We start from the raw sequence: 12979 nt of genomic DNA on the forward strand, positions 1-12979 counted from the left end.
TTTGCTTCGGTGTACTCATGAACGATACATCCTTCCCCCGCCACTCCGGTGCCGACCGCAATCCGTCGATCGGGCTCGATCCCGTCGACATCGAGGCGCTCGTGGACGCCCGCCATCCCGATCCGTTCTCGCGGCTCGGCATGCATTCGACGAGCGCGGGCCATGTCGTGCGCGTCCTGCTGCCCGGCGCGGCGCACGTGGCTGTCGTCGACCGCGCGAGCGGCGCTGTGCTCGGCCAACTCTCCGAGATCGCCGCGGGCGGCCTCTTCGCGGGCTTCGTCGAGCGCGCCGTCCCCTACAGACTGCGCATCGACTGGCATGGTGTCGAGCAAGAGATCGAGGACACCTACTCGTTCGGGCCCGTGCTCGACGAAGACGCACTGCAACGGCTCGCGCGGGCGGATCCCTACGCAGTCATACAGTGCCTCGGCGCGCGGCCGTGCACGCAAGACGGCATACCGGGGGTGCGTTTTGCCGTGTGGGCACCCAATGCGCGGCGTGTCTCGGTCGTCGGCGAATTCAATGCATGGGACGGCCGTCGTCACCCCATGCGGCTCAGGCACGTCGCCGGGGTATGGGAGCTCTTCGTTCCGCGCCTCGCGGCAGGCGCGACCTACAAATACGAAATCATCGCGAGAGACGGCCACACGCTGCCGCTGAAGGCCGATCCTTGCGCCATGCAAACGGAGCGCACACCGGCAACCGCATCGGTCGTGGCCGATGTGGAGCGTATCGAGCAATTTCGCTGGACCGACGGCGCATGGATTGCGAACCGTGGATCGTTGCAAACACCCGACGCGCCGATTTCGATCTACGAGGTGCATCCCGAATCGTGGCTGCGCATCGATGAAGCAGGGCATCGCGGGCTGAACTGGTCCGAGCTCGCCGAGCGGCTGATCCCCTACGCGCTCGACATGGGCTTCACGCATGTCGAATTCCTGCCGATCGCGGAGCATCCGTTCGGCGGTTCCTGGGGTTACCAGCCGCTTTCGCCGTTCGCCCCGTCGGCCCGCTTCGGGCCGCCGGAAGGTTTCGCGGAATTCGTCAATCGCGCGCACGAAGCGGGCCTCGGCGTCATTCTCGACTGGGTCAGCGCGCACTTCCCGAACGATGCGCACGGTCTCGCGGCATTCGACGGCACCCCGCTCTACGAGCATGCCGATCCACGCGAGGGCTACCATCAGGACTGGAACACGATGATCTACAACCTCGGTCGCCACGAGGTCAGCGCGTTCCTCATCGCTTCCGCCCTCGCCTGGCTGCTGCGCTATCACGTCGACGGATTGCGCGTGGACGCCGTGGCTTCGATGCTCTATCGCGATTATTCGCGCGCCGAAGGCCAATGGGTGCCCAATATCTACGGCGGCCGCGAGAATCTCGAAGCCATCGCGTTCCTCAAACGCGTCAATCACGAAGTGGGCTACGCACCGGGGGTACCCGGTGCGATCACCATCGCGGAGGAATCGACGGCATGGCCCGGCGTCACGGCGCGCGTCGAAGATGGCGGACTCGGCTTCAATTTCAAATGGAACATGGGTTGGATGCACGACACGCTGCACTACGTGCAGGAAGACCCGGTCTATCGACGCTACCACCATCACAACATGACGTTCGGTATGGTCTACGCGTATTCCGAGCGTTTCGTACTGCCGCTTTCGCACGACGAAGTCGTACACGGCAAGGGTTCGCTCCTCGGCAAAATGCCGGGCGACCGGTGGCAGCGCTTCGCCAATCTGCGTGCGTATTTCGGCTTCATGTGGACCCATCCCGGCAAGAAGCTGCTCTTCATGGGCGGCGAGTTTGCGCAGGACACCGAGTTCGATCACGACGGCTCGCCGCGCTGGCATCTGATCGACGACCCGATGCACCGCGGCGTGCAACTGCTCGTACGCGACCTCAACCGTCTGTATGCCGCGGAGCCGGCACTGCATGCGCTCGATTCGGAGCCGGGCGGCTTCGAATGGCTCGTCGGCGACGACAGCGCAAACAGCGTGTTCGCGTACCGGCGCTGCGACGGCGCCGGCAGGGAGGTCGCCGTGGTCTGCAACTTCACGCCGGTCCCCCGTCACGGCTATCGAATAGGCATGCAGCGTGCGGGCCCGTGGCACGAGATCATCAATACCGACGCGGACATCTACGGAGGATCGAATGTCGGTAACGGCGGTGTCGCCGTGACCGAAAACGTCGCGAGTCACGGCAAGCCTCAGTCGCTGGTGCTGACGCTGCCGCCGCTCGCGACGATCGTGCTGCGCGCGAACTGACGTGAGCGGCACCCCACGATACGAACCATATGAACCGAAAAGGATGACGGGGCATGGCGAACGCATTACCCGAGAAACTCGAGGCCGGTGCAGGGTATCCGCTTGGGGCTTCGTGGGACGGACTCGGCGTCAACTTCGCCGTCTTTTCGGCCAACGCGCAGCAAATCGATCTTTGTCTCTTCGATCCGACAGGCCATAAGGAGCTCGCGCGCTACCCGTTGCCCGAATGCACGGACGAGGTCTGGCACGGCTATCTTCCCGGCGCCCATCCCGGCACGGTGTACGGGTTTCGCGCGCATGGCCCCTATCATCCCTATGACGGTCATCGCTTCAATCCATCGAAGCTGTTGCTCGATCCCTATGCGAAGAAGCTCGCCGGCGCGTTTCGGTGGTCCGATGCGCTTTTTGCCTATCGCGTCCATTCGAACCGCCACGATCTGTCGATCGATCGACGCGATTCGGCACCGGCCATGCCGAAGTGCGTCGTCATCGACGAAGCATTCGATTGGTCGCACGACGTGCGCCCCGAGGTTCCGTGGGCCGAAACGATCGTCTACGAGGCGCACGTCAAAGGCCTGTCGATGACCGACGATGACATTCGTCCCCACGAACGCGGCAGCTTCGCCGCGCTTGCATCGCCGCGCTTGATCGATCATCTGCATAAACTCGGCATCACCACGATCGAGCTCTTGCCGATCCATGCGTTTCTCGATGAACGTTTCCTGCTCGAGCGTCAGTTGTCGAACTACTGGGGATACAACACGGCGACTTTTTTCGCACCGCACCCCGCCTACCTCTCCACGCGCCGGCTCAGTGAAATCCGCATCGCCGTGCGGCAATTTCACGCCGCGGGCATCGAAGTGATACTCGACGTGGTCTACAACCACACGTGCGAAGGCAACGAGCTCGGGCCGACCGTCTGCTGGCGCGGTCTCGACAATGCGAGTTACTACCGTCTGATCCCCGGCGACGAGCGTCATTACATCAACGATACGGGCTGCGGCAATACGCTGAATCTCTCGCACCCGCGTGTGCTGCAGATGGTCATGGATTCGCTACGGTACTGGGTGAATGCCTATCACGTCGATGGCTTCCGTTTCGATCTCGGTGTGACGCTCGGCCGCGAAGGCACCGGTTTCGATCCCGGCTCGGGATTTTTCGATGTGATTCGCCAGGACCCGGTACTCTCGCAACGCAAGCTGATTTCCGAGCCTTGGGATGTGGGCCCGGGCGGCTACCAGGTCGGCCGGCATCCACCTGGCTTTGCCGAATGGAACGATAAATTCCGCGACTGCGTACGGCGCTTCTGGCGCGGCGATTCGAATGTGCGCGCCGAGCTTGCCGCGCGCGTCGCCGGTTCGGCCGAGCTGTTCGATCATCGCTTCAGGCGGCCATGGGCGTCGGTCAACTTTCTCGCGTCGCACGACGGTTTCACGCTGGCCGACCTCGTCTCATACGAGCAAAAGCACAACGAAGCCAATGGCGAAAACAACGCCGACGGGCACAACGAAAACTGCAGCGCGAACTGGGGTGCCGAGGGCCCGACCGACGATCCCGAGATCGTTGCCACTCGCGCTCGCGTCACGCGTTCCATGCTGGCGACGCTCTTCACCTCGCTCGGCACGCCGATGCTGTCGGCCGGCGACGAATTCGGCCGCACACAAGGCGGCAACAACAATGCTTATTGTCAAGACAACGAAATGTCGTGGCTCGACTGGCGCGCGGCCGAAAGCGGCGAAGGCGCGGCGCTCGTCGCGTTCGTCGCGCGGCTCATTGCGCTGCGCAAGCGCCACCCGCTGCTGCGCTCCACGCGGTTTCTACATGGCGCGGACGATGTGTTGCCCGGCATCAAGGACGTCGGCTGGTTCGACGAGCGCGGCCAACCGCTGACGGACGAAGCGTGGCAGGACCCCGAGGGTCGGGCACTCACGCTGCGCCGTGCGGGAGCGGGCATGACGGGTGAGACCGAAGTGCTGTTGCTGATGCTCAACGGGGGCCCGATGCCGCTCGCGTTCACGCCGCCCGAGCCCGCTCTGGAATGGAACGTGCTGATCGATAGTACAGAGCCGGAGGCTCCCGCTCATCGCCTCGAAGGCGAAACGCTCGTTCTCGGCGAACACGGGTTTGCCGTTCTTTGCGCGCAGCCGCCGCAAGCCGGTGCGTCCGCCGCGCACGATAGCACCGCAGCGGTCGACACTCATCGCTGAACGAAGGATCAGTCTCATGCACGAACATCCGTTCGACCGCGCCGTCCGACACGCGCACTGTCTGCCCTTCGGCGCGCACTTGCTCGATACCGCAGCGGGCGCACAACCGCGTACCCGTTTTCGCTTCTGGGCGCCGGCATGCAAGGCGGTGCGCGTTGAAATCGAATACAACGCGTCGACGGATCTCGTCGACATGCATGCGACCGGCAACGGATGGTTCGAGGCGCAGGCCGCGTGCGGCGCGGGCGCGCGTTATCGCTATCTGATCGACAGCGACCACGGCGTCGGCCGCCTCGCGGTACCGGACCCGGCCTCGCGCTTTCAACCGGAAGACGTGCACGGTCCGAGCGAGGTCATCGCGCCGCGCGCCTACGCGTGGCAACACGCCGAATGGCAAGGCCGGCCCTGGGCAGAAACGGTCATCTACGAGATGCACGTCGGCGCGCTGGGCGGCTACGCGAGTATCGCCAAGCGCCTGCCGCGGCTCGCCGAGCTCGGGGTCACGGCCATCGAGCTGATGCCGCTCAACGATTTTCCCGGCCACCGCAACTGGGGATACGACGGCGTACTGCCGTTCGCGCCCGATTCGTCCTACGGACGCCCGGAAGACCTCAAGGCGCTGATCGACGCAGCGCATGGTCACGGCCTCGCCGTCTTCCTCGATGTCGTGTACAACCACTTCGGCCCCGAAGGCAACTATCTGCCGCACTATGCGCCGTCGTTCTTTCGCAGCGACGTCAAAACGCCATGGGGCGCCGCGATCGACTTCGCTCGCATGGAAGTCAGCGAGTTCTTTTGTCAGAACGCGCTCTACTGGCTGCACGAATATCGGTTCGACGGCCTGCGCTTCGACGCCGTGCATGCCATCGGCAACGACGAATGGCTGCGCGAGTTGGGCGAACGCGTGCGCCGCTCGATCGAGCCCGGTCGCCATGTCCATCTCGTGCTCGAGAACGAGCGCAACACGGCCAGCCTGCTGGACGGTCCGTTCGACGCCCAATGGAACGACGATGCGCACAACGTGCTGCACGTACTGTTGACCGGCGAGCACGAGGGCTACTACCGCGCCTACGCCGACAAGCCGATCGAGAAGCTCGCGCGCGTACTGGCCGAAGGTTTCGCCTACCAGGGCGAGCCCTCGCCCATCCATGACGGCGCACCGCGCGGCGAACCGAGCGCGCATCTGTCGCCCACCTCGTTCGTGATGTTCTTGCAGAATCACGATCAGGTCGGCAATCGCGCGTTCGGCGAGCGTCTGCGCACGTTGTGCGCGCCGCAGGCACTGCTCGCCGCGAGCGCGCTCGTGCTGCTCGCACCGCAAATTCCGCTGATTTTCATGGAGGAAGAATCGGGCTCCACGCAACCGTTCTTCTATTTCACCGATTACGCAGGCGAACTCGCCGACGCGGTACGCGAAGGGCGGCGGCAGGAGTTCGCGAAGTTCGCCGCCTTCAGCGATCCGGAACGGCGCGCCCGCATTCCCGATCCGAATGCCGCGCAGACGTTCGCCCTGTCTTCGCCGCCGGCACCGGACGATGTCTGCGAGACGCAAACGGCACCGCGCAGGAGCCCCGTGGGCGAACACGACGCCTGGTTGCACTTCTATCGCTCCGCGCTGGCGGTGCGCGCCAAACTGATCGCGCAGCGCATCGAGCATTCGCGCGCGCTCGGCGCATCGGTGTTGAAAATGCCAAGCGGACTGGACGCCAATGCGCTCGTCGCGCGCTGGCGGCTCGCCGACGGCGAGATCTTGTCGATCGCCCTGAATCTCACACCCGATCCACTACCGTTTCCCGAACGGCCCGACGGGATGGTCGTTTTCGAAACACCGCCACGCACGCGCGATGCCGTGGATGCCGGGGAGCTGCCGCCCTACGCCTGCATCGCCTGGCTGACCGGCGACGTCAACAGCTATGCGCTGCGGCACGATGCGCGCGCCGTCGACGCACAGCGGCGCGACACGTGAGCGCGATCATGGCAAAGGCCCCGCCCAACCGATCGGAACACGACGCGATCGAGCGCCTTGCCACCCGCGCCGGCTTCGAAGTGCGATGGGAGGACGCCAACGGCCACGAGCATCGAGTGCCGCACGACACGCTCGCCACGCTCCTCGATGCACTGGGGCTGCCCTGCCGCACGCGCCGCGAAGCGCAAGCGAGCCTTGCCATGCTGGATGCGGAGCAAGCCGCGCACACGTTGCCGCCGCTCATCACCGCCGAATGCGGCCACGCTATCGCGTTGCCCGCACGCGCGGTAAAGCCGACCAGCCGATATCGGATCGAGCTCGAAGGCGGCGAATCGATCGAAGGGCGTCTCGGCACCCCGAGGGGTGAAACGGCACTGCTTGCCCCTGTCTCGCAGCCCGGCTACCACACGCTTTGCGTCGATGATCATTGCGTGCAGCTGGCCGTTGCGCCCAGCCGTTGCCATACCGTGGCCGACGCCTGCCGCGCAGCCGGCCTCGAGGCAGCGCACCCGGCGCTATGGGGCATCGCCGCGCAGTTGTATGGCCTGCGCCGCGACGGGGACGGCGGCATCGGCGACTACTCCGCGCTCGCCGCGTTTGCGATCGAGAGTGCGCGCCGCGGCGCGCATGCACTGGCCATCAGCCCGACGCATGCGATGTTCAGCGCGGCACCGACCAAGTTCAGTCCGTACTCCCCGTCGTCGCGCCTCTTTTTGAACGTCGCGCATATCGATCCCGCGGCCGTGCTCGGGCGCGATGCTGCCCAGAGCGCGCTGCAGGCCGTCGGAGCGACGCGGGCGTGGGCAGCCCTGGAGGCCGAGCCGCTAGTCGATTGGCCGAATGCCGTGGGGCTGCGGCTCATCGTGCTGCGGGCGCTGTTCGAGCGGTTCTGTCTGCGCGATCGGGCCGGCAGCTCACCGAATGCGGCCGACTTCGAGGCGTTTTGCGCGCGCGGCGGACAGCCGCTGGAGGATCACGCGCGTTTCGAAGCGATCGATGCGTTCGAGCGCGCCCGCCACGGCCACGATCACTGGCGCGACTGGCCAGCCGAGTTGAGGCATCCGCGCAGTGCGCAAACCGAAGCCTTCGCACGCGAGCAGCGGCAAGAGATCGACTTTCACCTGTTCCTGCAGTGGCTGGCCGCCAAAGGACTCGACTACGCGCAACACGCCGCGCGCGATGCCGGGATGGCGATAGGCCTGATCGCCGACCTCGCCGTCGGCTGCGATGGCGCCGGCAGCCATGCGTGGTCGTATCGGGACGAGATGCTGCAGGGCGTCTCCGTCGGTGCGCCTCCGGATCTGTTCAATCAGGCCGGGCAAGCGTGGGGGCTGACGACATTCTCACCGCGCGCCATGAACCAACAAGGCTACGCCGCGTTCATCGACATGCTGCGCGCCGCCTTCGCTCATTCGGGCGGCCTGCGCATCGACCACGTGCTGGGACTCAAACGGCTATGGCTCGTACCGGAAGGCGCGCGGGCAGCCGACGGCGCCTACCTGGCCTATCCCTTCGACGACCTGCTGCGGCTCATCGCGCTCGAATCGTGGCGGCATCATGCCGTCGTGATCGGCGAGGACCTCGGCACGGTGCCGGCCGGCTTCCGCGATCGCCTCGCGCATCACGGCGTGCTGGGCATGCGCGTGCTCTGGTTTGAGCGAACCGCCGACGGCAAAGGCTTTGCCGCGCCCGGGCAATGGGATGAGGGCGCGCTCGCCACGACGACAACGCACGATCTGCCCACGATCGCGGGTTGGTGGCAAGGTCACGATATCGACTGGCGCCACCGCATCGGACAAACGGCGGCGCGACCGGATCGCCGAGATCCTGTCGCGCTTGCAAAGGCGGAACGCGCCGCCGATCGCGATGCTCTCTGGCGCGCGCTCCAGCAGGCGGGCATCGCCCCGCGCGCCGTCGAGGCACCACCGCCGGAGCAGCCGCCCATCGACGAAGCGCTGGCCTATGTCTGCGCCACGCCGGCACCGCTCGTCGTCTATCCGCTCGAAGACCTCATGGGCCTCGCCGAGCAGCCCAATCTGCCCGGTTCCGTGGATGAACATCCGAACTGGCGGCGCCGTCTCGCGGTATCGATCGATGCGCTGTTCGCCGACGACGGGCTCAACGTCAGGCTGCGCGCGATCGCCCATGCGCGTCCACGCAACACCGCCCACACCGCCAACACCGGTAACGCCGGCACGGCGCCGCCCGCGCGAGCCCCGCACGGGGCGCCCCGCCGATCATGACGCTGCCGCGCTCCACGCTTCGGTTGCAGCTGCACCGCGGATTCACGTTCGACGATGCGGCCGCCAACGCCGACTACTTCGCGGCGCTCGGTGTCAGCCACCTTTATCTGTCTCCGCTGACGACGGCCGCGCCCGGCTCGATGCATGGTTACGACGTGGTGGACTACGGCATCGTCAATCCGGAGCTCGGCGGCGAAGCCGCGCTAAAGCGCCTGGCCGATGCGCTGCACGCACGGCAAATGGGCATCGTCGCCGACATCGTGCCCAATCACATGGGCATCTGGCAGGCGGGCAACAAATGGTGGCTCGATGTGCTCCAGTGGGGTCGCCACAGCACCTACGCCCGCCACTTCGACATCGACTGGCACTCGCCGGATCCGGCCCTGCGCGGCAAGGTCCTCGCTCCATGCCTCGGCGCGCAATATGGCGCGGAGCTCGCGGCTGGCCGCATTACGCTCGTGTTCGACGCCCAGCGCGCGCGCTTCGCCGCACGCTATGCGGAGCATGTCTTTCCAATTTGCCCCGTCGACTACGCGGCGATCCTGCGGGGCGGGGCAACCGCGGAAGCCGCGCCCGACTCGGCGCTGGCTGCGATCGCCGAACGCTTCGACAACCTCACGCCGCAGCCGGAGGACCGCACGCGCGCATCGAGCGCCCTCGATGGCTTGCAAGCCTATGTCGTCACGCACGGCACACAGGCGATCGAGAACGCGCTCGCCGCCTATGCCCCACATGCCGGTGCATCGCGCGAGCGCCTGCATCGGCTGCTCGAGCGCCAGTTCTATCGCCTCGCCTGGTGGCGCACGGCCGCCGACGAAATCAATTGGCGGCGCTTTTTCGATATCGGCTCGCTCGCCGCCGTTCGCACCGAACGCGCCGAAGTCTTCGAGGCAGCGCACGCGCTCATCCTGCGGCTTTATACCGAGGGCGTCATCGACGGGGTGCGCATCGATCATATCGATGGCCTCGTCGATCCACGCGAGTATTGCCACCGCTTGCGCGAGCGGTTCGCGGAGCGACAGGGGCAACGCCCGCCCCAGCTCGGCGATGCGCGCGCATATCTGATCGTCGAGAAAATCCTGGCGGCAGACGAAACGCTACCTGTCGACTGGGACGCCGACGGCACGTCCGGTTACGACTTCATGGATCTGATCGGTGCGCTGTTGCACGACCCGAACGGCGAAGCGCCGCTCACTGCCGCGTGGAACGACCTCGCCGGCAGCGAAACGTCGTTCATCGAGACAGCGCGTGCGGCCCGTCGAAAGATTCTTGCGGAGAACCTCTCGGCCGAGCTCGATCGCGCAAGCCGCGCCCTGCACCGGTTGGCACGCGAGCATCCCGCCACGCGCGATTTCACGTTCACCGCGATTCGGCGCGCGTTGACCGAGCTGGCCGTGCATCTTCGCGTCTATCGGGTCTATCCGAGCAACGGCGTCCGGACGCTGGATGACGAACCGTATTTTCAAGCGGCGCTGGACGGTGCGCGCGCATCGCTGCCGGCAAGCTACTCGGCCGTACTCGATCAAATCGATCTGTGGCTCGGCGGACACGATGGACGCGACGAGCAGGCGGGCACTCCAAGCGCCGGCGCGGGCGCCGGCGCAGCGGGCCGGGAACGCCGCACAGCCTGCGCCTATTTCGCGCAACTGAGCGCGCCGCTGGCCGCCAAGGCCGTCGAAGACACGGCGTTTTACCGCTAGGGACGGCTATTGTCGCGCACCGAGGTCGGCGCCGACCCCGGCGTATTCGCGTTCACGGTCGAGCAATTCCATGCGGCGAACCTCGAGCGTGCCCAGCGCTTCCCGCACGGTCTTGTCACAACTGCCACACATGACCACAAGCGCGGCGAGGATGTACGGGCGCGGCTCGCCGTGCTCAGTGAAATCGCGAGCGAATGGTGCGCCGTACAGCGTGCGTGGTCGGCACTCAACGCGCCGCATCGACGTACCGCGACAGGGGAGTTGGCCGCCGATGCGGCCGCGCCTGGAGCGGCCGCATCGCGCGAGTGGGCGCCCGGCGCGTGCGCCGAGGCGATGCTCTATCAGACGCTCGTGGGCTGCTGGCCGCTCGAGCTCGACCCGTCCGACGCTCGGGGCGTCGAGGCCTTCGCCGAGCGAGTGGCCACGTGGCAACTGAAAGCCCTGCGCGAGGCCAAGCTGCGCACGAGCTGGCAGGCGCCCGATCTGGACTACGAAGCAGCCTCGCGCGCATTTCTCTTCGATATCCTCGCTCCGCAGCGCCGCGACGGCTTCTTGAACGAGCTTGCCTCGTTCGTCGCGCGCATCGCGCCCGCGGGAGCGGTGAACAGTCTGTTGCAAACCATCGTGCGCATTGCATCGCCGGGCGTCCCCGACCTTTACCAGGGCACCGAGCTTTGGGATTTCAGCCTCGTCGATCCCGACAATCGCCGGCCCGTCGACTTCGAGGCACGCCGTGCCGCACTCGCGGATACGCCACCGAGCGAACGACTTGGCACGTGGCGCGATGCGCGCGTGAAGCTCGGTATCGTTCACCGCGCGCTGGCGCTGCGCGCCGTCTCGCCGGCGCTCTTTCTCGCGGGTGCCTATCTACCGTTGCGCGTGCATGGCAGCGGCGCGCGGCACGTGGTCGCATTCGCGCGCCGACACGGCGATGCCTATGCCATCGTCGTCGGAACACGGCTCGCCGCCGCCCTGCTTTCGCCGCAACGCGATCTGCCGCTCGTCGATCCGCTGCGGTGGGACGATACGTCGATCGAGTTGCCGCTCGCGCTAGCCGGCCGTGCGCTATTCGATTGGTTGAGCCCCGCGGCGCCGAAGGTGGGCGACGACGGCCGCCTTTTCGTGCGCGATGTGCTGAGCGCATTGCCCGTTGCGTTGCTTGTCGAGGAAGGCGTGCCGGGCCGATGACGGCCCGGCGCAACGTGCGCTGCGCCGTGCGTCCGCGCGTTGCGCGTTAGCACGTTTGCGCGTTTCGTCAGGCGATAACGGCGGCTGACATCCGCCCCCCGGCTGTCAGACCGCGATCAGCGGAACGCGCAGCGAAAGCCGCGATATTTCGCCCTCACCGGCGCCGCTCTGCTCGAACGTGCCGCCGTGCGCGAGCGCCACGCGCTGAGGCAGCGCGAGCACCCACGCAACGCGGCCTGCTTCGCGCGGCAGCAACACCTGCTTGCGCGCGAACGGCTCGAACGCGTGCGGCAGTTCCGCATCCGTCAGCGCGGCCGCGTTGATCGTATGGCTGACCTCGGTGCGCCAAAAGCCGCCGTCGATACTGCTTTGGAGCGTCACGACCGTGCCGGGCGCACTGCCCTCGACGCCGAACGCGAGCATCACCCATACGGCTTGCAGCAGGCGCTCCTTGTCGCCATCGCATTGCTCGCCGTCGAGCGGCGAATCGAAACTGAACGACACGCCTCGCGCCTCGGCAAGCGAGCGCCTGAGCTCGTCGAGGGCGCGCTCGAGCACCGGGCGCAACTGGAAAGCGGCACGCTCGATGGGCAACGCTTTCGTCTCGGCGCGCGTACCGTCGACAGCGTCTTCGAGCAGCTTGACTTGTTGTTCGACACCGGAACGGATCCCCGCGAGGGCGCGCAGCCCAGCCGGATCGTTCGGATCGATCTTGCGTTCGAGCACATACGCCCAACTATGAATCGCGTTCAGCGGGCTGCGCAGATCGTGAGACACGATCGACAGTACGTGATCGCGCATGAACAGCGCCGTCTCCGCGCGCATGCGCGCGAAGCGTTCATCGGATGTGGCAGCGGCAACGGCATTGAAAGACGTCGACACGATCGGCCTCTGGATGGATGGGTGTCCGGTTGCCCCGAGTTGCGCGCCCCTGCGCGGCACGATCGCGACATTGGCGTCGGCGACTCCCGAAGGACCCGGGTATGTCGGGAAACCACATTATAGGCACCTTGCCTGACGGCAAGCGCCTACAATGGCGGTTTTCCATTGCGATTCGAGGAGCAATCTCATGTCGAGCGTGACCACCGCGTCGGGCCTCCAATACGAAGATCTGACCGAAGGCAGCGGCGCCGAAGCCACGGCCGGCCGCACCGTCAGCGTCCATTACACCGGCTGGCTGACCGACGGACAAAAATTCGATTCGAGCAAGGACCGCAACGACCCATTCGCATTCGTACTCGGCGGCGGAATGGTCATCAAGGGCTGGGACGAGGGCGTGCAAGGCATGAAGGTCGGCGGGGTCAGACGCCTGACGATTCCGCCGCAGCTCGGTTACGGTGCACGCGGCGCCGGCGGCGTGATTCCGCCCAATGCAACGCTCGTATTCGAAGTGGAATTGCTGGACGTCTGATCG

6 protein-coding genes and 1 pseudogene are annotated in these 12979 nt (G+C 66.2%); 6 read left to right on the forward strand and 1 reads right to left on the reverse strand.

The genetic code is table 11. The features are described 5' to 3' along the window. Positions 1 to 17 precede the first annotated feature (17 nt). The 5 genes and pseudogenes from glgB to treY all read left to right on the forward strand — a co-directional run bounded on the left by glgB (position 18) and on the right by treY (position 11565). Positions 18 to 2261, forward strand: a complete 2244-nt coding sequence (gene glgB, locus VGL01_RS09100; RefSeq protein ID WP_331568530.1) for a 1,4-alpha-glucan branching protein GlgB — start codon at positions 18 to 20, stop codon at positions 2259 to 2261. A gap of 53 nt (positions 2262 to 2314) precedes the next feature. After that, positions 2315 to 4468 (forward strand): glycogen debranching protein GlgX, encoded by a 2154-nt coding sequence (gene glgX / locus VGL01_RS09105; RefSeq protein WP_331568532.1) that lies wholly within the window; start codon positions 2315 to 2317, stop codon positions 4466 to 4468. A 16-nt stretch (positions 4469 to 4484) separates the two neighbouring features. Continuing rightward, the gene (gene treZ / locus VGL01_RS09110) at positions 4485 to 6434 is read left to right on the forward strand and encodes a malto-oligosyltrehalose trehalohydrolase (RefSeq protein WP_331568534.1); all 1950 of its coding nucleotides are present in this window, start codon (positions 4485 to 4487) and stop codon (positions 6432 to 6434) included. Between the two features lie 8 nt (positions 6435 to 6442). Next, a complete protein-coding gene (gene malQ / locus VGL01_RS09115; protein WP_331568536.1) occupies positions 6443 to 8677 on the forward strand; it encodes a 4-alpha-glucanotransferase in 2235 nt (744 codons plus the stop codon). Beyond that, a pseudogene (gene treY, locus VGL01_RS09120) lies at positions 8674 to 11565 on the forward strand (malto-oligosyltrehalose synthase). Before malQ ends, treY begins: the two are co-directional and overlap by 4 nt. Before the next feature lie 105 nt (positions 11566 to 11670). Here treY and VGL01_RS09125 read toward each other — a convergent pair. Continuing rightward, positions 11671 to 12447 carry a HAMP domain-containing sensor histidine kinase gene (locus VGL01_RS09125; RefSeq protein WP_331568538.1) on the reverse strand — a complete coding sequence of 259 codons (777 nt, stop codon included), beginning with the start codon at positions 12445 to 12447 and terminating at the stop codon, positions 11671 to 11673. Between the two features lie 187 nt (positions 12448 to 12634). On the opposite strand from VGL01_RS09125, the gene VGL01_RS09130 reads away from it, so the two are divergent. Beyond that, positions 12635 to 12976, forward strand: a complete 342-nt coding sequence (locus VGL01_RS09130; protein ID WP_173256657.1) for an FKBP-type peptidyl-prolyl cis-trans isomerase — start codon at positions 12635 to 12637, stop codon at positions 12974 to 12976. The last annotated feature ends 3 nt before the right edge of the window (positions 12977 to 12979 follow it).

Origin of the sequence: Trinickia sp., from assembly GCF_036503415.1 — a bacterium.
Classification (GTDB): domain Bacteria; phylum Pseudomonadota; class Gammaproteobacteria; order Burkholderiales; family Burkholderiaceae; genus Trinickia.